At 46.8% G+C, this 21,502-nt stretch carries 18 protein-coding genes; 14 read left to right on the top strand and 4 right to left on the bottom strand.

Going from position 1 to position 21,502, the window contains the following annotated elements:
* Positions 1-31 precede the first annotated feature (31 nt).
* Complete coding sequence (gene glpK, locus QT990_RS14155) at positions 32-1,519, top strand: glycerol kinase GlpK (protein ID WP_333465359.1); 1,488 nt, start codon at positions 32-34, stop codon at positions 1,517-1,519.
* Positions 1,520-1,593: 74 nt separating this feature from the next.
* Positions 1,594-1,965 carry a c-type cytochrome gene (locus QT990_RS14150; RefSeq protein ID WP_333465358.1) on the top strand — a complete coding sequence of 124 codons (372 nt, stop codon included), beginning with the start codon at positions 1,594-1,596 and terminating at the stop codon, positions 1,963-1,965.
* Between the two features lie 173 nt (positions 1,966-2,138).
* Here QT990_RS14150 and QT990_RS14145 read toward each other — a convergent pair whose 3' ends face one another.
* Positions 2,139-3,665: an NB-ARC domain-containing protein gene (locus QT990_RS14145; RefSeq protein WP_333465357.1), complete on the bottom strand. Its 1,527-nt coding sequence runs from the start codon at positions 3,663-3,665 to the stop codon at positions 2,139-2,141.
* A 523-nt stretch (positions 3,666-4,188) separates the two neighbouring features.
* Here QT990_RS14145 and QT990_RS14140 point away from each other — a divergent pair.
* From QT990_RS14140 to QT990_RS14110, 7 genes are all read left to right on the top strand, one after another.
* Positions 4,189-5,130: a hypothetical protein gene (locus QT990_RS14140; protein ID WP_333465356.1), complete on the top strand. Its 942-nt coding sequence runs from the start codon at positions 4,189-4,191 to the stop codon at positions 5,128-5,130.
* Between the two features lie 110 nt (positions 5,131-5,240).
* On the top strand, positions 5,241-5,750 hold the full coding sequence (locus tag QT990_RS14135) for a DUF3122 domain-containing protein (protein WP_333465355.1): 510 nt from the start codon (positions 5,241-5,243) through the stop codon (positions 5,748-5,750).
* 419 nt (positions 5,751-6,169) lie between these two features.
* The gene (locus tag QT990_RS14130; protein ID WP_333145179.1) at positions 6,170-6,385 is read left to right on the top strand and encodes a hypothetical protein; all 216 of its coding nucleotides are present in this window, start codon (positions 6,170-6,172) and stop codon (positions 6,383-6,385) included.
* 379 nt (positions 6,386-6,764) lie between these two features.
* A complete protein-coding gene (gene rplU, locus QT990_RS14125; RefSeq protein ID WP_333036112.1) occupies positions 6,765-7,157 on the top strand; it encodes a 50S ribosomal protein L21 in 393 nt (130 codons plus the stop codon).
* A 27-nt stretch (positions 7,158-7,184) separates the two neighbouring features.
* Positions 7,185-7,484, top strand: a complete 300-nt coding sequence (rpmA, locus tag QT990_RS14120) for a 50S ribosomal protein L27 (RefSeq protein ID WP_190738131.1) — start codon at positions 7,185-7,187, stop codon at positions 7,482-7,484.
* 143 nt (positions 7,485-7,627) lie between these two features.
* The gene (locus tag QT990_RS14115) at positions 7,628-8,644 is read left to right on the top strand and encodes an AAA family ATPase (protein WP_333465354.1); all 1,017 of its coding nucleotides are present in this window, start codon (positions 7,628-7,630) and stop codon (positions 8,642-8,644) included.
* On the top strand, positions 8,641-9,156 hold the full coding sequence (locus QT990_RS14110) for a hypothetical protein (protein WP_333465353.1): 516 nt from the start codon (positions 8,641-8,643) through the stop codon (positions 9,154-9,156). The genes QT990_RS14115 and QT990_RS14110 overlap by 4 nt, the downstream gene beginning before the upstream one ends.
* 7 nt (positions 9,157-9,163) lie before the next feature.
* On the opposite strand, the gene thiS is transcribed toward QT990_RS14110, so the two are convergent.
* Positions 9,164-9,376 carry a sulfur carrier protein ThiS gene (gene thiS, locus QT990_RS14105; protein ID WP_333465352.1) on the bottom strand — a complete coding sequence of 71 codons (213 nt, stop codon included), beginning with the start codon at positions 9,374-9,376 and terminating at the stop codon, positions 9,164-9,166.
* 192 nt (positions 9,377-9,568) lie between these two features.
* Positions 9,569-10,651 (bottom strand): thiamine phosphate synthase, encoded by a 1,083-nt coding sequence (locus QT990_RS14100; protein ID WP_333145183.1) that lies wholly within the window; start codon positions 10,649-10,651, stop codon positions 9,569-9,571.
* Between the two features lie 363 nt (positions 10,652-11,014).
* Here QT990_RS14100 and QT990_RS14095 point away from each other — a divergent pair, with 363 nt between their 5' ends.
* Positions 11,015-12,892, top strand: a complete 1,878-nt coding sequence (locus tag QT990_RS14095; RefSeq protein ID WP_333145185.1) for a DUF1565 domain-containing protein — start codon at positions 11,015-11,017, stop codon at positions 12,890-12,892.
* Positions 12,893-13,678: 786 nt separating this feature from the next.
* Here QT990_RS14095 and QT990_RS14090 read toward each other — a convergent pair.
* Complete coding sequence (locus tag QT990_RS14090; protein ID WP_333465351.1) at positions 13,679-14,359, bottom strand: peptidoglycan-binding protein; 681 nt, start codon at positions 14,357-14,359, stop codon at positions 13,679-13,681.
* Positions 14,360-14,601: 242 nt separating this feature from the next.
* On the opposite strand from QT990_RS14090, the gene QT990_RS14085 reads away from it, so the two are divergent.
* The 4 genes from QT990_RS14085 (at position 14,602) to QT990_RS14070 (ending at position 21,065) form a co-directional block, all read left to right on the top strand.
* Positions 14,602-16,521, top strand: a complete 1,920-nt coding sequence (locus tag QT990_RS14085) for an SdrD B-like domain-containing protein (RefSeq protein ID WP_333145189.1) — start codon at positions 14,602-14,604, stop codon at positions 16,519-16,521.
* Positions 16,522-16,670: 149 nt separating this feature from the next.
* The gene (locus QT990_RS14080) at positions 16,671-17,003 is read left to right on the top strand and encodes a hypothetical protein (RefSeq protein ID WP_333465350.1); all 333 of its coding nucleotides are present in this window, start codon (positions 16,671-16,673) and stop codon (positions 17,001-17,003) included.
* Between the two features lie 178 nt (positions 17,004-17,181).
* Positions 17,182-19,806: an SdrD B-like domain-containing protein gene (locus tag QT990_RS14075; protein WP_333145191.1), complete on the top strand. Its 2,625-nt coding sequence runs from the start codon at positions 17,182-17,184 to the stop codon at positions 19,804-19,806.
* Between the two features lie 398 nt (positions 19,807-20,204).
* Positions 20,205-21,065: an SDR family oxidoreductase gene (locus QT990_RS14070; RefSeq protein WP_333145192.1), complete on the top strand. Its 861-nt coding sequence runs from the start codon at positions 20,205-20,207 to the stop codon at positions 21,063-21,065.
* Positions 21,066-21,502 lie beyond the last annotated feature (437 nt).

Here is a 21,502-nt window from a genome sequence, read left to right as displayed (position 1 = left end):
AAGACCTCATTACTAAAAATATTTTAGACAAGTGACCAAAAAATACGTAGCAGCGATCGACCAAGGAACCACCAGCACCAGATTTATCGTATTCGATCGCCAGGGACAGATAATTTGCAGCAACCAACAAGAACACCAGCAAATCTATCCGCAACCAGGATGGGTTGAACACAATCCCGATGAAATTTGGCAGCGCACCCAAAGCGTGATTAAAAATGCCCTCGAAATCGGCAATATCGACCCGAAAGATATTGCTGCACTCGGTATTACCAACCAGCGCGAAACTACAATTATTTGGGACAAAAAAACTGGCAAACCTTACGGTAATGCCATTGTTTGGCAAGATACCCGCACTCGCTTTATTTGCGAGCAATTAGCTGAAGTTGAGGGCAAAGATCGATTTCAAAAACGATGCGGTTTGCCGCTGACAACTTATTTCAGCGGGCCGAAAATTAAGTGGATGCTGGACAATATTCCCGGATTGCGGGAAGCTGCAAATCGAGGGGATGCGATTTTTGGCAATGTCGATACTTTTCTGATTTGGCACCTGACTGGCGGCGCGCACATTACCGATGTTACCAACGCCAGCCGCACGATGCTGATGGATTTGCAAACCCTCGATTGGGATGCCGAAACTTTGGAAATAATGGCAATTCCCCGGCAGATGCTACCAGAAATTCGCCCTTCGAGTCAAGTTTTTGGAACTGCAAAAGGATTGCTTGCAGGTGTTCCGATTGCTGCTGCTTTGGGCGATCAGCAAGCCGCCCTCGTCGGGCAAACTTGTTTCAGTCCGGGGGAGGCGAAAAATACTTACGGTACGGGCTGTTTTATGCTGCTGAATACCGGTGAGGCGATCGTCCCTTCAAAGCAAGGGTTACTAACAACAGTCGCCTACAAGATGGGAGAATCGCCCGCTGTGTATGCTTTAGAAGGCAGTATTGCGCTCGCCGGAGCTTTAGTGCAGTGGCTGCGGGACAATTTGGGTATCATCAACACATCTGCAGAAGTAGAAACATTAGCAAATACAGTCGAAGATAGCGGCGGAGTTTACGTTGTCCCGGCATTTTCTGGACTCTACGCACCCTATTGGAAAGACAGCGCGCGGGGAGTAATTGCAGGTTTAACTCGCTACGTGACTAAGGCACACATTGCCCGCGCAGTATTGGAAGCTACAGCGTGGCAAACGCGAGAAGTATTGGAGGCGATGAATCAGGATTCTGGTGTGCAGCTTTTGTCTTTAAAAGTAGACGGAGGTATGGTGGTAAATCACACGCTGATGCAGTTTCAGAGCGATGTTTTGGGAGTGCCTGTGATGCGGCCTGTGGTAGCAGAAACTACTGCACTCGGTGTGGCTTATGCGGCCGGTTTGGCGGTGGGTTTTTGGAGTCAGCTAGCCGAATTGCGGGACAATTGGGCGGTGGATTGTACTTGGGAGCCGAAAATGCCGATCGCACTTCGCGAGCAAAAATATCGCTTTTGGAAAAAAGCAGTTTCCCGCACATTCGACTGGGAAGAATGAATCGCTGAGTTAACCCCAAAATGCCTATTTAGTGATATCATTAAATCCAGCACTATTTTTCAAATTGCAAATAGATGATTTCGCTAAATAACTTAAAAAAAATTCTCACCGCCTTTCTATTGATACTGACACTGGCATTTGTAGAAATCGCCACTAATTCCCAAATCGCCCTCGCAGATACAGCTACAAATCCCACAACCGCAGCCGAAGTCTTCACCACCAACTGTGCAGGCTGTCACATCAACGGCAGCAACATTATCAGGCGCGGCAAAAACTTGAAACAAAAAGCATTAAAAAAATACGGCATGGATTCCATCGCCAACATTTCCAACTTAGTAACCAACGGCAAAGGTATTATGCCCGCTTACAAAGATCGTTTGTCGGAACAACAAATTATCGATGTTTCAGCTTACGTGCTATCCCAAGCCGAAACCGATTGGAAATAGAACCTCGGTAGATTATTTATAGCTCAATACGCTTGGGTTAAAACTGTTTACTCCGAGGAGATCCCCCTAAATCCCCCTTAAAAAGGGGAGTAGGGGTTGACTTTGAGCAACTTCTTGTCCCCCCCTTTTTAAGGGGGGCTAGGGGGGATCTGGCTTAACTGAACGGTATTAATTTATAGCTTAGGCAATCTTGCCACAGACATCAGATATTTCTTTACCGCAGGTTGAAGCGCGAACAGAGTTTCACTTTCGGCTTGGACTGTTTCAATTAGCGATCGTCTTAAAAGCGATTCCAGCGCCTTCAGCAATTCTGAATCCCGATCTTGCTGAATATCGGAGTACAATTTTTCACAACCAACAGGCTTGACTTCTTTCGCCATGCAGTGTAATAGCTGGATTTCTAATCCTGATAAGCGATTAAACTGCCGAGATAACGTATCGCTATAATCTCCCAGAAACAGCCCATTTCTTAAAAACTTAGCAATGCTGTCCCCAAACATATCATGAATAGTTGTCGTTACTATTTTTAACGCTAAAGGATTGCCGCTGTATGCCTCTATCAATTCTGAGTATTGACCTTCTTCAGACAAACCCTTGTTTTTAAGGATTTCCACAGCCGCTTCTCCCAAGCTACCCAATTTCAATGACCGTACAGATTGATTTTGACCTTCTAACGCCGCAATTTCTTTAGGTTTTTCGCAGCTAGTCAACAGCAAGCAACTTTGATGCTGCGATTTTCCTACTTGTTTCAGAAATTCCCCATACACTTGATATCCTTCTCGATAATTTCCTGTTAACTCCTCAGTGCAGAAAACAGCTTCCCACTCATCTAAGATTATCAAACATCGACGCTTTTGTAAACACTGAATCAGGCGCTGGATACCATCAGCGATGATTGTCGGTTCTATTGCATTTGTCGAAGCAATTAGACTATCCAGGGAAAACTCAATCTGCGATCTCGCAGATTGAAAAAAAATTTTATCCTGAGTAATTAACTGCAATTTATCTAAATCGCTTTGCGGTTTATCAGATAAAAATTCGATTAAATTTACCAGAGTATCTGCCAACACAGGTGCGTGACTGAGGTTGACCCAAATTAAGGACTCAAACTGCTGTTTAATCAGATTTGTTAGCTTAGATGTTAAAGCAGTTTTGCCAATGCCACCCATACCCAATACAGCAACTAAGCGGCAGTCTTCTTGTAAAATCCATTGTTCTAAGTTAGCAAGTTCTGTTGTGCGCCCGTAGAAGATAGACGTATCCACCGCCAGCCCCCATTCAGTTCGATTTTCGATGGGAGTTTGGGTAGTTTGAGTATAATTTCTCAATGTAGGAAGCAATGTTTCGCCACTACCCTTTTGTTGATAACCACGTATTTCTAGCATACTTGGGATTTCTTTCCAGTCTTTCGGTTGTTGCAGCGTCAAAACTTGAATGTAGCGATACAGCCCTCTCGATAAGTCTACTCTAATACCGGCACATTCGCGGTGGAGTGCGGCGGCGATTTCCACCGGACTATAATTGCAAAGCAATCCTCGCAGGTAAGTTTTTTCTAAAGGAGTGAGTCGCTGCTTTCTACTGCAAGTGTAATCTTGCTTGGCCGCTGTCAAGTCTGCATATAACTGTTCGAGATTCCAGCAAGCCGCAGCCTCTATAAACTTTTGTGCTGGTATTTGTAAAGGTTTATTTTGGTAGGTCATTTATACTCACAAGCAGAAGCACAGTCATAATTATTGATAATTTTACCAGCTTAAGAGTCTAACTTTCTGCCTATTTTTACGGGTGTGTGAGGAAAATTTAGGTACAACCTTTTAAATATTACAAGACTTACCAGAAAGAATTAGTTTAAAGCCCCAAGCCCGATCGGGAGAAATTAAAAGAAGACTCTTCATTACTCCAATCCTCTTCCTTCCAGGTAGAGGTCGCTGTCCCAGGTCAACTGTCAACTGTCAACTGAATAATGAAGCGCTCAGACTCCTGGAAGCCGCGTTTTTTACTGAATCTATGGGCCCGCTTGAAGTATTTTCTTAAAAAACCCCGTTTCCGAGCCCCCAGGCGTAAGTCCTATATTAAAAAGATAATTTTTAACCTAGTGTACTCACAAAAATACCTAATAAAAATACTAAGAGCTCTTAGGTAACTTATCGGTATTGAGTGTTTTATAAATGTAGAAGACAGGATTTTATAACACCTGCTATCAGAAAAGTTAAGAGGACAGTTTAAATGGCATCAGTTCAAGTGACAAGTCAGTTAACTACAACTGACAAGGAGATCCAGACTCCTAATCCTAACGATGGTTCTGCAAGAACTCGCGCTAAAGATTACATCTTAGAGGTAGAGTTAGTTAATGAGACTATATTCATTGATCTCTTTAAAGATCGAACCAGTACCTACGACCCTTTCGTGCAACTCTTTCAGATACCCAAAGGCAGCAGGGGTGCGAATGTCGCTGATGGGGCTCTTCTTCTTGCTCAGGATAATAATGGCGGCCTAGCAGAAGACTCAAAAATACCGAATTTTACTACTAACCAATACTTCAATGGTGCTCCCTTCCCGCTTAAAAGTGCGCCTGGTGTGGACTATGTAGTCCGCGTGACTAGCCGTGATACATTAACACAACTTCCTCAGCCTTTCACATTACAGGTTGCAACTGACCGTGGCAGTGTCGCCTTGAAAGACGCTATAACAGGTGCGCTTGTAGATCCAGCAGGCAGTAGTGGCATTCCCGTCGCGCGTTTCTTTGACAAGACGGCAGGAGGGCATTTTTATACTACAGACCAGATAGAGAAAAGTGACCGACTAACCAACTTTGCTCGTTTCCAGAGTGAAGGCGATGAATTTAAGGCTCCAGGCGACGGTAACGCAAAGGTTCAACGCTTCTTAAATACGGCATCAGGAACCTATTTCTTTACTAATAAACCTGGTGAGATACAGTTTGTTCGCACCTTACCCCAGTTCCGCGATCAGGGGGAGGTTTTCAATTCATATAGCACGGCTGTTCCGGGTGCAATACCCGTCTATCGTTTTACCAACCTGGCGAGGGAACGGGAAAATCCGCTAAATATTACACACTTTTTCACAACAAAGGCAGAGGACCGGCGGGCGGTACAGGCGAGGTCAGATTTCCGGGATGAGGGGGTTGCTTTTTATGCTCTTCCCGTCTAAGCAGGCAGTTGGATTCATCTAGGTTTAAAATGAGTAGTAGGGTGCGTGCGACGTACCCTACTTTTTTATCTATTAAACTTTTGGGTAACAAGCGATATTTTGGTCATCCTATGAACAATCTCAGTACAAAACCTTCCCTCTTCAAGGCTTTAACTTTAATTATCTTGTGTTTGTCTCTAATCTTAGCTGTCAACCCGCCCGCTTTCGCCTCGATTCACAAATACCCAGAAACTGCTGAGACAGTAATGTTCCGATCCGTACAAAGCCTGCGTGATACAGACGATAAAGCATGGCAAGTTGTTTTGTACAAGCGAGTCAAGTCGGGAGTAGTAAAGTCTTTAAATCTGAGATTAGTAGGATTTCCCGGAACAGAATTGCAGCATCCTGTTCCGCTGAAAGTTGCGGCGGGCAAGCGGGAAATGGGCAATGCTAATGATATTTGGAACGAGTCGGGTTTGCCAATTAATGTCGGAGAATACGATTTCAAATCAATAATTACACAATTGGAAAGTAATCGACCTTTGCTGTTGAGTTTGCCTGTGAAAAATCTAAAAGAAACAGAATTGCTGGTTCCTCCTTTTGCTGTCAGAGAATGGCGGCTGTTGTTAGAAAGAAACTAAATATATAGCGGTTCTCAAGCATGGTGAGGTATGCCCTATGCCCACGGAGGCCTATGCCCTATGCACGTCGGGTATCTCATGTTACTGAGAAAGGCTATACAAATTTAATCGCACTCTACATTTAAAATCGATACAATTTCCAATGTCACAAATCGTTATGTTTAAATTATGCCTTAAGGTAGATTTAACGTAGTTGAATAATAATGTGGTCGGGAAAAAACTAAATAGATCAATTTAATCGTACTCTACATTTCAAATCGCTAAAGTTTGATGGATGTATTAAAAATAACTTTATTTACTTAGACCTTAAGGTAGATTTAACCTATTTTAAGGGTAATTATGAAACAAACTCAAAGCTGACTTAGTCGGGTGACAAAACTTCAGTGTTTTAACGTAGGTGTATTCAGGGTGAAGCTACTATGACTTTAATCAGTAAAATTGTCCGAAAAGCTTTGGCAACAGGTTACTTAACGGTTGAGGCCGAAGAACAGTTGCGACAGCAGTTGCAGATGACCAAGTATGGTTTAGAAGATTTTGACGCTTTTATTAATTTGCAGAAAGAGGTGATGGAGGGTAGGGTGAAACAGCAAGCTTTGGAATTGTTACGATCGCGCAAATGTTCTGCGACGGCTTGAATCCAGTTCGATCGACCTTTTGGATCAATGGGATAAAAAATTTACAGCATCTTCTATTTTTATCCCTAACAGGGCTTACCCATTAAGACCGAAGAAACCGGGTTTTTTACCTAATCTCTGGCTGAAAACGAAGAATTTTCGTAAAAAACCCGGTTTCTGACCACCCGTGCCTAAGTTTTACCTAATTAGAACTTTCCAGCGCGATCGAACTTGACAAAAATACCAAAATCCGCAATAATAGTAGATTGTCTGTCTAAATCCGGCTCGGATCAGGTTAAGACATTCCAAAAGCTGGAGAGCAGTCAGCAGTCAAAAGTCCACAACGACCAATGACCAAAGACTCATCAGCTACCTGTACGGCAATCTCAACAACCATCCCATGACTTACGCAATCATTGAAACCGGCGGCAAACAATTTCGGGTAGAACCAGGCCGCTTCTACGACATCGAACTGCTTCACGTTGAAGCTGAATCCAAAGTCACCATAGACAAAGTATTTCTGATCCAGCACGAAGGCGAGGTTCATATCGGCCAGCCTTTACTAGAAAATGCCACTGTAGAAGGAACGGTTCTACGGCATTTCCGGGGCCGCAAAGTCCTCGTCTACAAGATGAAGCCGAAAAAGAAAACTCGGAAGAAAAAAGGGCACCGTCAAGAAACAACTCGCTTTATGATTGACTCCATCAGCGTCAACGGTACAGTCTTGGCCGCCAGAGACTTAACTCAAGCAGTTGTTGAAACTCCCCAAACCGCCGAAACTGATTCAGAATAAAAAATAGTAAATACAGTTGAGGATATTATGGCCCACAAGAAAGGTACAGGCAGTACACGTAACGGACGCGACTCTAATTCTCAGCGTCTGGGTGTCAAAAAGTACGGCGGTCAAGTTGTCAAAGCTGGCAACATTTTGATCCGTCAACGCGGCACTAAAGTTCACCCTGGTAATAATGTTGGTATCGGCAGAGATGATACTCTGTTTGCCATGATTGACGGTGTGGTGACTTTTGAGAGAAAAGGCAAAACTCGCAAGAAAGTCAGCATTTATCCTGTTGTAGCAGCACCTGTGGCTGAGCCCGTGGCTGAAGCTGTCGCAGTTTAATTCCTTGTTCCTAGGCTATGCCTGGGAACGCATATCTAGAGGCTATGCCTCCTGATTTTCTATCTCAATATACCCAGATACCCGACTTCTTTAAGAAGTCGGGTATCTAAGGTTTGGTAGACAAGTTTTGTGAGAAATAACCGATGATAAACAGCCTTGAACTCAAGAACTTTGGACCTATCCATCAGTTCAAGTGCGAGAACTTAGGTCACATTAATTTGATTATCGGCGGCAATGGAACAGGTAAAACCATTCTGCTCAAAGCGCTTTACAGTGCTATGCGAACCCTAGAAGAGTATAAACGGGGCAACGAACCACGCAATGCTTCCGAAATACTCGCAGACAAACTGTATTGGACTTTTGAGATAGAGAAAATCGGCGACCTTGTGAGCAAAGGAGCAGATGAACCACTATCTTTCAAGCTCAATTGTGATGGTCAAGATTTTTATTATAGATTTGGTAAAGACACCACGAAAAATATCCAAACTCTAGAAAATCATGTTCCACCTCGAAGTAGTAATTCTATTTTTTTACCTACAAAAGAAGTTCTCTCCCTGCATCATATCATTCTACAATCCCGCGAACAGAGCAAGACCTTCGGTTTCGATGATACCTATCTCGATTTAGCACGAGCACTGCGCCAACCTCCTACAGGTGGCCGAAATTACCAGCAGTTTGCTATGTCCAGAAAGAACCTAAGCGAGATTCTAGAGGGAAAGGTTGAGTATGATGAAAATTTGGGGCGTTGGCAGTTCAAGAAGGGGAATCAAAAGTTCCCTATTGGCGTAACGGCAGAAGGTATTAAGAAGATTTCCATTCTTGACACCTTACTAGGGAACCGTTATCTTGACCAAAAATCGGTAATCTTCATCGATGAGCCAGAATCAGCACTACATCCAGCCGCAATTTCAAAGTTTCTCGATATTATTGCCATGTTAGCTGAGTGTGGAATCCAGTTTTTCATGGCGAGTCACTCCTATTTTGTCATCAAAAAACTGTTTCTCATTGCACAGAAAAAGGATAGACTCTCAATTCCAATAATTTCTGTGAAAGATAATCGTTGGGAGCTCGCAAATCTCAGGGAAGGGTTGCCAGACAACCCAATTATCGACGAATCAATCCATCTCTACAAAGAAGAGGTGGAGCTGGCATTGCAATGACGACTGAGCCAATTAGTGAGTCTGGCATGACATTCGGCCCTTACCCAGAAGGAGATTGCTTCTACATTGAGAAAAGCGAAACTTATCAAAAAATCAACGAAGGCGTGAAGATAGCGGAGTTCTTACTGCTCCATTCCCAAGATGACTCTATAGTATGGATTGTGGAGGCAAAGCAGAGTTCCCCACGTCCTGAAACTCAGCCGAATTTCGATGAATTTCTCCTCGAAATTCAAGAGAAGTTGACCAACGCGCTCACTTTAAGTGTGGCAACTTGCCTAAAGCGCCATTCTACCTATGAAGAATTGCCTAACTCCTTTCAAACCCTTGATCTGAAAAAAGCCAGTTTTCGCTTAATACTGGTGATCAAGGGACATCAAGAGGCATGGCTACCACCCCTACAGGATGCGCTCAAAAAAGCACTCAACCCTACAATCAAAACTTGGAATTTATCTGCGACTTCTGTGGTGGTGCTGAATGACACAATGGCTAGATTACAAGGATTGATTAGCTAATTTGTGGCTAGCCTCCTCCGACAATTGTGACAACTTCTAAGATGTCGCCTTCTTGCATCTGTGTAGTTTCCCAAAATTGTTTGTGCAGAATTTCCCCGTTGTACTCCACAGCCACCAAACGCGGGTTTAATCCCAATTGTTTTAGTAATTTTGGTAACGGTGTGTCGATCGCACAATTGCGGGTTTCTCCGTTAACTTGCAGCGCAATTTTATTTATCATAAGTTATTAGTTATTAGTTATTAGTTATTAGTTATTTGTTATTTGTTAGGTTCCCGACTTTTTCAATAACAGTCCTGGATGCACTTTTACCAGAGAAACCGGGTTTTTACCGAATTTGCGGGCTGTAACGTGTCTTCTCGCAAAAAAACCCGGTTTCTGACTACCGATGTGTAAGTCCTAGCTTACTGAAACCTAGCTTTTTCCGTGCAAAGCTTTCTGAGCTTTTAGATTCTGCATCCGAATCAACTGCGAGATGAAAAACTGCGTGACTAAAGTAGGCTGTTCTGCTTCCATAATCGCGCGTACTATGGCAACCCTTTGAGCTCCGGCATTCAATACTTCATCGAGGTTGTTGATATCAATTCCGCCGATCGCAAACCACGGAATCGGTGACTTAGTAGCAGCATACCGCACATAGTCCAAACCTGCGGCCTGTTTATCAGGTTTAGTAGGAGTGGAGTAGACCGGCCCAACTCCAATATAATCTGCTCCCGCGTCAACCGCTCGCTGCATTTCCTCGCCATTCGTAGTCGAACAACCGATGATCCGTCCCGGGCCGAGCAACTTGCGCGCTTCCGCCACAGGCAAATCTTGCTGTCCTAAGTGTACGCCGTCGGCATCCGCTGCGATCGCAAAATCCACGCGATCGTTCACAATCAGCAAAGCATCATAGCGGTGACAAAGTTCGCAAAGCTTACGCGCGTTGGCCAGCTTTGCGCCGTCGTCTGAGGTTTTGTCGCGGTACTGCACCAAAGTCAGTCCCCCTTGCAAAGCAGCTTCCACGACTCCCAACAAGTTGTCTCTCGGCGAAGTTACAAGGTATAACTGCGATCGAAGTAACTGCTGGTAGCGCCGGTAAGCCAGCAAATCGCTTTCGAGAGTATAAACCCGATAGCGCATCTGCTTAAAAGCCGCGCCCATATTCCGATCGTAAATTTTGCCATACTCTTCGAGTACCCGCAAAGCTTCTTCCACCCGACAGAAATTCGCCTCCAGTAGCTGCTGAATGCTCGAACGCTGCTCTTCCTGCGGGTGAGTCAACTCCGTACCCGGATCGGCCGGCGTATCCCTAGAACTGCGAAGTTCTGCGACGTGCCAAGCCGCCAATTCTTGACGCAGTTCCTTGCACTCGCCAGCTAAATCGGCGCTGTTGAGACCAAACCTGCACCATTCTTCAATAATTCTCAACCCTTCGCGCGATCGATCTAAATTTGCATCTAAAATCCGGCAGAGGGCTGGCTGTGCCGGTAAAGTTCTGTTTTGTTTGTCGGTCATTCAGAACCACCCTAATTATAATTAATCCTACCAGTCAAACCGCTACATTGTCCCACGCCGTCATTCGATTTTAGATTTTAGATTTTGGATTTTGGATTGACTTGCGCGAGATAAATTCGGGGGCTTGAGGATTTTAGATTTGAGATGCTTTCGATTGATTCCACGGAGCGAGACGGGGGCTTGTACCACCTTTGAAATTCTTGGTCAAGATCGTAGCAAAGTGATCGGCCTAATTTTTACCTCCACCGATTTAATTTAGACAAATTTTTAAGTTTTATTGAATTTGAGAAAAACGAAGCATAATAGATCAAACTTGATGAGAGTGAAATCGTTAAGCTGCATACCACACTTGGGAGGAGAGCCGTGAGGTTAGCAGAACAACACAAAAGATTAAGGGAGAACAACCCAAGCAGGCGGGCGTCTTTAAACTTCGATCGCGAAAACCCGACACGAAACACCGGAGGCGAAACTCGGATCACAGATAAGTTGCGTTTTTTTATGCTGATTTACTTACAACAGACCTGGTGCAAAGAAAAGCGATCGCAAAAATCTTATTTGAGTTCTTGCCTTCTACTCGTTTTTGCCACCACCGCCCTTTGCAACCATCAACCGTCAGTTATCGCTGCCGGGATACCGGGAGTGCAGCTACTTTCTCAGACGCTGCAGAGCGAGATTAACATACTGTACGTCAGCTCGATCGGCGGCAGCGACACAGGAGGCAACGGCAGCGATCGAGCTCCGTTTAAAACCCTTACCTACGCATTAAGCGTGGCCCCGCCCAAAACAGCGATTTTGCTAGCGCCCGGTACTTACAGCGAGCAAACCGGCGAAAAATTTCCATTAATGCTCAGGCCCAGCGTGACAGTTCAGGGAAATCCCAACACTCGCGGTCAGAATATTGTCATCAAAGGCGGAGGATACTTTATCAGTCCGACTTCGGCGGGTCAAAATATTGCGATTTTAGGCGCAGATGGGGCGGGACTCAGCGGGGTGACGGTGACGAATACCAACTATCGGGGTTACGCTTTGTGGATCGAATCGAGTTCTCCGACGGTTGTTAACAATACTTTTTCTGGCAGCACTCACGACGGCATTTCGGTAGTGGGTACTTCCAGGCCTACGATTGGCGGGAATGTTTTCTCGAAAAATGGAGCTAACGGCATCACGATTTTTGGCACTTCCCAGCCGGAAGTTCGAGATAATGTGTTTGAAAACACGGGATTTGGGGTGAATGTAGCGCAGAACGCTTCGCCTCTGCTGATTGGCAACAAAATTACTCGCAATAAGGATGGCGTGGTGGTGCAAGCTAATGCTAGACCCGTGCTGCGTAACAATTATATCGAGAGTAATCGGCGGGACGGAATTGTGGCGATATCGAGCTCTCTGCCGGATTTGGGAACTGCTGCCGAACCGGGGGGCAATGTCATTCGCAACAACGGTCAGTACGATGTCAACAATGCGGCCAAAGGTCAAGTAATCCCAGCTTACGGGAATCAATTGTCGAGCAGCCGGACGACGGGATCGGTTGACGTGGCGGGAACTTTTACCCCTGGGCCAATGGGGGGAAGTGCTTTGCAGCGTATAGCCGATCGACCTCCCAACATCGGTGGCCCCGACACTTCTCTCCCTGCTTACACCCCCGGACGGCTAAGCCCCAGAGTTGAAAGAGCGCCACTTCCCCCGCCTGCGCCCGTTTCCAGGCGACCAGTGCAAAATCTATCGGCACCGCCAAGCGCTCAGTTGCAGCAAGAGCTTTCTGGGAGGAATGTCGGTGCTTCATCGGTAGTCCCAGGGACGATCGCAATTCCTGTGCCCGATCCGAATTATCGATCAGTTTCGGAAAGTTCGGTACAGCAACCAATGATTCCTCCCAATTTTGATAGTTCGAGTTCGGTTGCTTCCGAAGGTAGATTGCCGGTTCCGGGCCGCAACATTCCGATCGGAAGGGGCGGCTATGTACCTGCTGCTTTAGGGGGGAATTCTTGGCCCGATGCCGCGGATAATTCGCCGTCGTTCGATCGACCGTCTGCTTTGGGTTTGCGCTATCGAGTTGTGGTGGATGCCAACAGTTGGGGCGATCGACAAAAAATGCAATCCCTCGTTCCCGGTGCTTTTCGCAGTTTTGCCAGCGGGCGACCCGTGATGCAAGCCGGTGCTTTTCGGGAACGCGAAAAAGCTGAGGAATTGCTACAAATGCTCAGCGCTAACGGTTTGAATGCTCGAATTGAAGAAATTAAATGAAATGGTCATTAGTCAGTAGTCATTAGTCAGTAGTCAGTAGTCATTAGACCTCTTTCAAAAATAACTAGGACGGGCAAGATGCCCGTTCCAAAATTTTATTAAAAGGACTTTTGCCAGAGGTCTATCAACTGTCAACTATCAACTGTCAACTATCAACTGTCAACTATCAACTGTCAACTGTCAACTGTCAACTGTCAACTGTCAACTGTCAACTGTCAACTATCAACTGTCAACTGTCAACTGTCAACGATCAAAACTTTTAGGGCCTAGCATATCGGATGCCAGACCCTAAAAAGTTTGTAAATTCAGTTGATTCAAGTGGGTTTTTAGCTCTGCTGAGTTTCAGCCAACTACAACTAAGGTGGACTTTTTTGCTTGCAACTACTCTGCATACGAGCTAGCTATCAGCGGAGTCTATTCAGACTTCTGTGTTTGACTGTTCTGCGATCGCAACTTTTGATTAATCCAATAGCCTCAAGCTATCTAACCAATACGAATCGCAATATCAACCTTTCTGTGCTAATAAGCTACACGGTTCAGGCGTTGCCTGCGAACTAGAGCCGATCGGGACAAATACTCTAATTCCAAATTTTTTATCCAAGTTTTTTGTGCTTCTTGGTTTTGCCCCTCATGTTTTTAAGTTAACACCAACTGCGCGCCTAAAAACACTTTGTTTACCAAACTTGACACTTTTTGATGTGACGAAATACTTCCAAAAGCGATTATTAACAATTTGTACGATCGCCCGATACCGCAACGTGCATAGCCGGCACTATTTGCTTGGTGTCAACGCAGCAGAGCTTCCCAAGTTGCGCGGCCGACAATGCCGTCTGCTGGCAGTTGATATTGTCGCTGAGCCGCCTTGACAGCAGCTTGAGTTTCCGGGCCAAACACGCCGTCAGCACTCACGCGCAAAAATCCCTTGGCCCGCAGCCGTTCTTGCAAATCTCTGACTGCCGGCCCGCGCATTCGTCTTCTTAAAACGGGAAAATTGGTGGGCTGCGCTTCGGGGCTAATCTCTGAGTTGTCGGCAGTTGGGGGAATGTTGGCTGTGGGGTTTTCGACCATCGCGCTCCGATTCGCAGGAAACAGCCGGTTCCAAGTATCTTGACCGACTATGGCGTCGGGAGGCAGGCCTGCTGCTTCCTGGAACTGAGACACAGCTCTAGCGGTGCTTTGTGAGAAAATCCCGTCTACAGTGCCAGTATAAAAGCCCAACAATTGAAGAGCAGCTTGGAGTTCGATGACTTCCGAGCCGCGGCTGCCCAATTTGAGCGTGGGGCGGACGATCGCACCTGTTTGAGCGATCGGGCTATTGCTGTTACTCTGTTCGGAGGTAGGTAGCTGTGCGACAGCAGGAGTAGGGGCGATCGAGCTCATTGCCAATAAACCGCACAAACTCCAGCCGAAGAGCAAACTGGGAACCTCGCGGGCGTCATTCCAGCTTGCTGTCAAGTTTTGGGACATTGGGAATTCGACCTCTGCAAAACTGGTAGCGATCGTACATCAAATCTGGAAAAAATTTACGCATCGGCCAAACAGGGCATGGGGCATGGGGCATGGGGCATGGGGCATTGGGCATTTCTGATTCCCCTCCCTTCCCTTTCCTAAAAATAATTTATCCCCTGAAATAGCTGCAATTGGCAAAAAAACTGCTAGATTGCCCTACAGAAAACATTGAACCGCGTTCATTGGGCCCCAGCAACACCATGTCCGAATCCATAACCGCCAGCCAAATAGACATCGGCAACGTCAACATCGGGAACTTCCAAGTCGGCAGCATCAGCGGCACCAAATACAACGACCTCAACGCCAACGGCCGCCCAGATCCTGGAGAATTCCCCATTCCCAACTGGCAAATCTACCTCGACCTCAACAACAACGGCCAGCCTGAGTTTAACGAACCTTCCACCCTCACAAACCCGCAAGGCAACTACATCTTCGCCAACCTGCCGCCGGGAACTTACCAAGTTAGGGAAGTCCAGCAGCCGAACTTTCGCCAAACTACCCCAAATCCCGCACCCATCACGATTACCAGCGGCACAAATGCTGGCAATATCAATTTTGGCAACAACTTTAACGCAGGGACGATCGCAGGGACAAAATTCAACGACATCAACAACAACAGCAGCCGAGATCCTGGGGAACAAGGGCTAGCTAACTGGCAAATTTACCTCGACCTCAACCGCAACAACAGGCTCGACGGTGGCGAACCGGTTACTTTGACAAACGCTCAGGGCAATTACGCTTTTGTCAATATTCCCGCAGGTACATATTTGGTCAGAGAAGTCCAGCAACCGGGTTTTCGCCAAACCACGCCTGACCCCGGCCCGGTTAACGTTACTTCCAACGCGACTGTCAACAACATCAATTTTGGCAATGTCTTTTTTGTCGGCAGCATCAGCGGTCTCAAATACAACGACCTCAATGCCAACAGCGTCAGAGATGCGACAGACCCGCCTCTGGCTAACTGGCCAATTTACATCGACCTCAACGGCAACGGCAGCTTTGAGCCCGGCGAACCCAACACCATCACAAACCCCCAAGGCAACTACACTTTTGCCAATGTTTCTCCCGGCCGGTATTTGGTGAGGGAAGTCCAGCAACCGGGATGGGTACAGACTACGCCAAATCCAGGCCCGATCGACATAACTGGCAATACCAATGTTGTCGGCGTCAATTTCGGCAACAATTTTCCTACCGGCAGCATCAGCGGCTTCAAGTTCAACGACCTCAACGGTAACGGTATCAACGAACCGACGGAACCGAGAGTTGCCAACTGGCCGATTTACCTTGATTTCAACAACAACGGCGGCCGAGACCCCAACGAACCTTCGACTTTAACAAACCCCCAAGGTAATTTCTCTTTTATCAATTTGCCTCCAGGGACTTATGTGGTGAGGGAAGTCCCGCAGCCCGGTTTTCGACAAACCACGCCTAATCCGACTCCCATTACCGTGGGTAACGGCACAAATGCCACTAATCTCAGCTTTGGTAACGTGTTGGTGACTGGCACGATCAGCGGTGTGAAATTTAACGATTTTAACGCTAACGGCCGCCTAGATCCGGGGGAACCGCCGATCGCCAACACTCAGATTTACATCGACCTCAACAACAACAGCAGTTTAGATCCGGGCGAAGCGAGTACCTTAAGCGACGTTCAGGGCAATTACAGTTTCCGTAACGTTCCTGTAGGTAGTTATGTTGTCCGCGAAGTTCCGCCGCCCGGTTTCATTCCAACGACTCCACCTGCGGTGGTTGTTGTCTCCGCAGATATTCGGGCTAGCAGCATCGATTTGGTGATGCCAGATGCTGAGGGTTGGTCGGCTAAATCCTTGAAGGGCGACCTGCTGACGGATGCCAGCAACTATACCTGGCCCGAAACTGCGGGTAATATGGGGGCGGATAGCTTGCTTTTGAGCGAGGCTCGTGATAGTTATCGAATTAGTGATTTTTTGGTCGATCGACCTGTTGCCAATTTAGGCAATATTCCTAACATTGGGCCACAGAATGTCGGTCTGGATACTTATGCACAAGTCGGTGAATTTGTCAATAAAAATGAATTAATTAAAGGGGCGATCGCTCACTCGTTTGTGCCGATGGGCGCGAGAGATTTCGGGGTTATGTAGGGTGACACATTCGCTCGATCGCCCGGAATCCCAAACCGCAGATAAAAATCAGGAAGAGGTTAAAGGGCGATCGCGTGATACCCTATTGTTGGCAACCTCCAACACTCAAGCCTAAGTTCCGGCAACTCCGAAGCTGGCTTGTATATTGGGTGCAATATTCAGAGGCAGTAGCATCTCTGTCAGTGAGAAACTATCAGGTAATTCCCCCAAACCCGATCGGCGTATTTCCAGGCAAAGCAAGTCATATCAAGTCCGGTAGATCGATCGATGCTGGGATATCTGTCATTGGCAATCCCAGAGGAGGCGATCGCCTAGGACAGCGAACCAGGACGAACAAGAACAATGCAGCCGGACTTGATATCAGGGGGGAGAAGTCAGTCTTAGGCTTTTTAAAGCTCGAAACAGCAAGTATGTACGGACAGAGAAGGCGTGCAAATCCTGAAGATGTTGCCCTCAAATTGCCAGGGTTCTTCAAAACCTGATATACTTGCCAGCGACAAAGCTTGAGGCATTGTTGTGTGAGATGGGAACATTACCTCAAGTGCAGACGTATGTAAAATCGAGTAGCGGTTGTCAGCTATTAGTAAAAACTACTCAGCAAGTTACAACCCATACAGTAGTCTGTAATTTACGTGGATTTAGGTGTGAAGGAGAGAAATCATGACAGAAACTAAGGAAGAGCGGATTGCCCAGCAATTACAGCCAGTTGTGGTTGGGAATGCTGGCCCGGCAATTTTAGGCATCAAGTTCTTTGACCAGAACCGGGATGGCATCAGACAGGCAAATGAACCAGGTCTGGCGAATGTCCCCATTCTCATCCAAACAGCAACAGCAACAGGTAGCACAACAGTATCACCCGGAGTAAATGCCGGGCTACGAACCACGACGGACGCTAACGGCGCGTTCTCATTCATAAATCTTGTCCCCGGCAATTACGTACTCACGGAAACGGCAATACCTCCTGGTTTAACCCCTACTACTCCCAACCCCCTAGCTGTCACCCTTGGCAACAGAAATGTCAACGTTTTCTTTGGCAACGGCCCAGTCGATGTAGGCAGCCGAATCGTTGGATGCAAATATTTAGACATAGATGCCGACGGCTTCCGAGATGGGAATGAACCGGGGATTAAAAATGTCAGGATATATATTGATTCAAATGGCAACGGTCAACGCGATGCAGGGGAACAGAACACCTTAACAGACAAAAATGGTGCATGGTCGTTCAACGTAGCACCCGGAACCTACAAGATTCGGGAAGAACGGATCAGACGACAGATTAGTTCTGTTACCGGACTAGAAGTTAACGATAACCCTCCAAACGCCGAACCCTTAGAAACAAACGATTTTCCCCAAAGCACTCCCCCCGGCAACGTTCCCGTACTGGACGTGACAGTAGCAGCAGGTCAAACATTTGCCTGCGCTCAAGTTGGCGATACTCCGCTCTATCAAATTGAAGTTAACAAGTTTCGAGACCAAGACCGCAACGGCTTGCGAAATCTTGTTAATGGACTCTTGGAACCCCCCATTGCCCGAGTACCGTTTATTTTAGATGTGAACGGGAACGGTCGCTGGGATGGAGCAGGCTCCGAACCGATAGCCATCACAGATGCGAACGGAGTCGTTACCTTCAAGGATTTGCGAGCTGGCAATTACAGAGTCTTGGAAATTTTTCCAGGTGTACTGCCTGCAGAAGTAGGTGGCGGTGCCCCAGGAAACCTCAATGCTCCAGTAGCAACCACTCCAAACCCCGCTCTGGTTTCGGCACCAGGGCCGCAGGCGCGATTCCAGGGTACCATCAGCAAAGAGCAACCGCTCCTAGTAGCAGACTCAACCTACACGCTGAAACCCAACGACCCTAAATTCGTAGACACCAACCGCGACGGCGTTCAACAAGCCGGTGAAAGAGCGATCGCCACCACTGGTGAGCGGCCGATTTTTGCTGCGCCAGTTACAACTTTACCAGCCCCCAACCCCTCACCATCACTTACCTTTTCTCCGGTTGGAGCTACTGAGGGTATTGGCAATAATGCAGGTGTGGGCAACACTCTACCACTCATCAATGTCTTCAAATACAACGACTTGAATGCCAACGGTCGCTACGAACCAAATCAGGGTGAAGCGCCAATTAGGGGTATCAGTGTCTTCCTGGACACCAACAATAACGGCACTCCTGACACTGGAGAACAGCAACTGAGCACAAATGAGCAGGGAAGAGCTGCCTTTACCAACTTGTCACCGGGCAACTATGTCGTCCGAGAAGTGGTACCGCCGAATTTCTCGCCTTCTACTCCCGATCGCGTTGATGTTACCCTGAACACTCAGGACGCCAACGTTACCTTTGCCAACACACGCAACAGCAATATCACCGGGTGCAAGTTTGAGGACTTCAACCTAAACGGTTATCGAGATGGCAATGAACCAGCTATTGCTGGTGTCACCATTGCTATCGATACCAATGGTGACGGTGTGTTGCAAGCAACAGAGCCCACTTCTATTACCGATCAGTTTGGTACCTTTGCATTCACCAATTTGCGCCCTGGCAATTACAGCGTTCGGGAAGTATTACCTTCGGGCTTCTTCAAAACGACTCAACCGCTGGATATTGTTCTCGGTGCGAATCAAACCTTTACTTGTGCTTTGGTGGGTAACTCTCGTCGCTATGACCTCTTGGTTCCTAAATTCCGAGATGACGACCGCAACGGTATACGCAACGGAAACGAACCGCCCCTGGCCGATGTGCCCTTCACTTTGGATTTCAACGGCAACGGTCGCTACGATGCTGCAACAGAACCGCTGGTGAGAACTGATGCTGCTGGTATTGCTCGGTTTAATAATTTGTCTCCAGCCAGCTACTCGGTTTTGGAAGTTTTTAATACTGCGGGCGTTACCAACAATTTCCCCATCCCAACTGGGCCCAACCCGGTTAGCTTTGACGTGCCGGGCCCTAACACAGTGCCTACGACATCTGTGACGACCCCAGACCCATCGGGAATAGTAAGACTAAGTAGCATCCAGGATATGGATAATACCGATCCGGTGACTGGTGAATCTCCGAACCGGGCAACTGGTACCGATCCTCTGCTCGACGGCGGCTCGGTTGCTCCATCTGGTCCCTCTGTTAACAACTCGATCGTACTTGATAATGCTGGTGCGGCTAATGTTGTTAATGGCAAGAAGTGGGAAGAGGGGGCACAGGCTGCGATCCTACCGTTTTTAGAAGCTCAGAAGCGTGATGAATCATTGTTCGTCGTTCCTCCTAAGCCTACTACGAATTCGCTGCTTTAATCTTAAGTTAGGTCTCTAGTTTGAGACTCAGCAATTAGCAACTAGCTTGTTTAAACTGCACGTCAAATCATGTTTTGGCGTGCTTTTTGCTGTTTTGACAATAATTAGAGGCTCGCGGGGCGGGTTTATCGATTTCTTTAATTACCGGAAATATTTTTCGTGAAACCCGCCTCTACAACACATATATCCCGATGCTCCTAGGGGCGGGTTTTACCGACAATCTTTGAGGAAAACTCACAATTTATATAAACCAGCCCGCCACAATCATGAGTTCGGAAGGGGGGTTTATTTATCTCTTTAATTACTGTCTTTAGTGGTAGAGCGCGATCGGCAAAAAGAGCGATTCCCTAGTTACAGAAAACCTTTATTTATAGAGGTAGAAGTTAGAGGAATTTTTTATGCCAACCGAACAGAAGATTAATCCGGCTCAACATCAAGAACAGCAACCCGGTATTGAATCCGAGATGACCCCGCAACCTCAATCCTTCGCGGAGGGATATCGCGGTAGCGACAAATTGCGGGACAAAGTAGCCTTAATTACTGGCGGAGACAGCGGTATCGGGCGTGCAGTGGCGATCGCCTTTGCCAAGGAAGGCGCTAACGTAGTCATCAGCTATCTTAACGAAGATGATGATGCCAAAAAGACCAAAGAGGCGATCGAACAACAAGGCCGACGCTGTATTGCGATCGCCGGCGACATCGGCGATGAAAGCGTCTGTCAAAACCTTGTAGAACAAACAGTGAAAGAATTCGGCCGCCTCGACATCCTCGTCAACAACGCCGCCGAACAACATCCCCAAGAAAGCATTGAAGACATCACCGCCGAACAATTAGAGCGCACCTTCCGTACCAACATTTTCTCAATGTTTTACCTCACAAAAGCCGCTCTCAAACACCTCCAAGAAGGAAGTGCAATTATCAACACTACCTCAGTCACCGCCTACAAAGGCAATCAACAATTGCTAGATTACTCCTCCACAAAAGGAGCAATTGTTGCCTTTACTCGCTCTTTGTCTCAAAGTTTAGCTGAGAAAGGAATTCGCGTCAACGGAGTCGCCCCCGGCCCGATTTGGACGCCTCTAATTCCTGCAACTTTCCCTGAAGAAAAAGTGGAGAAATTTGGTGCAGACACAGCCTTGGGACGCGCCGGTCAACCCGATGAAGTGGCCCCCAGTTACGTGTTTTTAGCTTCCAAAGATTCGTCTTACATGACGGGTCAAATTTTGCATCCCAACGGAGGATCTGTGATTAACGGCTAAAATCTTCTTGCTTCCAATGCTCGTAGGGGCGGGTTTTACCGAAAATCTTTGATGTAATTCATAATCTAAATAAACCCGCCCTCTACAAATCGGGGGGCGGGTTTATTTATATTATGAATTTCCCAAAATACAGCATATTCGGTGGTTCATGAAGTACAGTATCCGCCTTAATTGTTGGTACATTGTTATGTAGGGTGCGTCGCTGCTCATGTTTAATGAAACTTGCAGATTGACTGGTGGCGACGCACCTTACTTACGACAAGATTGTGTGTACCGCATATACATGGAATATGCTGTATCTTTCGTGAAACCCGCCCCTACAAATAAATAATATATTTATTTTTTAAAATTGTCTTTCAAAAAAACAGTAATCCCGCTACGTGGGTAGCGGGATTGATAGGTTGCAGTTTAGCTAGTTTTGAGCTCAGCTAGAGCTA

Origin of the sequence: Microcoleus sp. T3_B1, assembly GCF_036700445.1 — a bacterium.
In the GTDB taxonomy this organism is placed as follows: domain Bacteria; phylum Cyanobacteriota; class Cyanobacteriia; order Cyanobacteriales; family Microcoleaceae; genus Microcoleus.
The sequence above is the reverse complement of the archived record's forward strand: the minus strand, read 5'-3'. Positions and strand labels throughout refer to the sequence as shown.

What these genes read in the sequence shown, in the direction of transcription:
- QT990_RS14150 (WP_333465358.1), top strand. Translation starts at nt 1,594, where the DNA reads ATGATTTCGCTAAATAACTTAAAAAAAATTCTCACCGCCTTTCTATTG.
- QT990_RS14145 (WP_333465357.1), bottom strand. Translation starts at nt 3,665, where the DNA reads ATGACCTACCAAAATAAACCTTTACAAATACCAGCACAAAAGTTTATA.
- QT990_RS14140 (WP_333465356.1), top strand. Translation starts at nt 4,189, where the DNA reads ATGGCATCAGTTCAAGTGACAAGTCAGTTAACTACAACTGACAAGGAG.
- QT990_RS14135 (WP_333465355.1), top strand. Translation starts at nt 5,241, where the DNA reads ATGAACAATCTCAGTACAAAACCTTCCCTCTTCAAGGCTTTAACTTTA.
- QT990_RS14130 (WP_333145179.1), top strand. Translation starts at nt 6,170, where the DNA reads ATGACTTTAATCAGTAAAATTGTCCGAAAAGCTTTGGCAACAGGTTAC.
- rplU (WP_333036112.1), top strand. Translation starts at nt 6,765, where the DNA reads ATGACTTACGCAATCATTGAAACCGGCGGCAAACAATTTCGGGTAGAA.
- rpmA (WP_190738131.1), top strand. Translation starts at nt 7,185, where the DNA reads ATGGCCCACAAGAAAGGTACAGGCAGTACACGTAACGGACGCGACTCT.
- QT990_RS14115 (WP_333465354.1), top strand. Translation starts at nt 7,628, where the DNA reads ATGATAAACAGCCTTGAACTCAAGAACTTTGGACCTATCCATCAGTTC.
- QT990_RS14110 (WP_333465353.1), top strand. Translation starts at nt 8,641, where the DNA reads ATGACGACTGAGCCAATTAGTGAGTCTGGCATGACATTCGGCCCTTAC.
- thiS (WP_333465352.1), bottom strand. Translation starts at nt 9,376, where the DNA reads ATGATAAATAAAATTGCGCTGCAAGTTAACGGAGAAACCCGCAATTGT.
- QT990_RS14100 (WP_333145183.1), bottom strand. Translation starts at nt 10,651, where the DNA reads ATGACCGACAAACAAAACAGAACTTTACCGGCACAGCCAGCCCTCTGC.
- QT990_RS14090 (WP_333465351.1), bottom strand. Translation starts at nt 14,359, where the DNA reads ATGTCCCAAAACTTGACAGCAAGCTGGAATGACGCCCGCGAGGTTCCC.
- QT990_RS14085 (WP_333145189.1), top strand. Translation starts at nt 14,602, where the DNA reads ATGTCCGAATCCATAACCGCCAGCCAAATAGACATCGGCAACGTCAAC.
- QT990_RS14075 (WP_333145191.1), top strand. Translation starts at nt 17,182, where the DNA reads ATGACAGAAACTAAGGAAGAGCGGATTGCCCAGCAATTACAGCCAGTT.
- QT990_RS14070 (WP_333145192.1), top strand. Translation starts at nt 20,205, where the DNA reads ATGCCAACCGAACAGAAGATTAATCCGGCTCAACATCAAGAACAGCAA.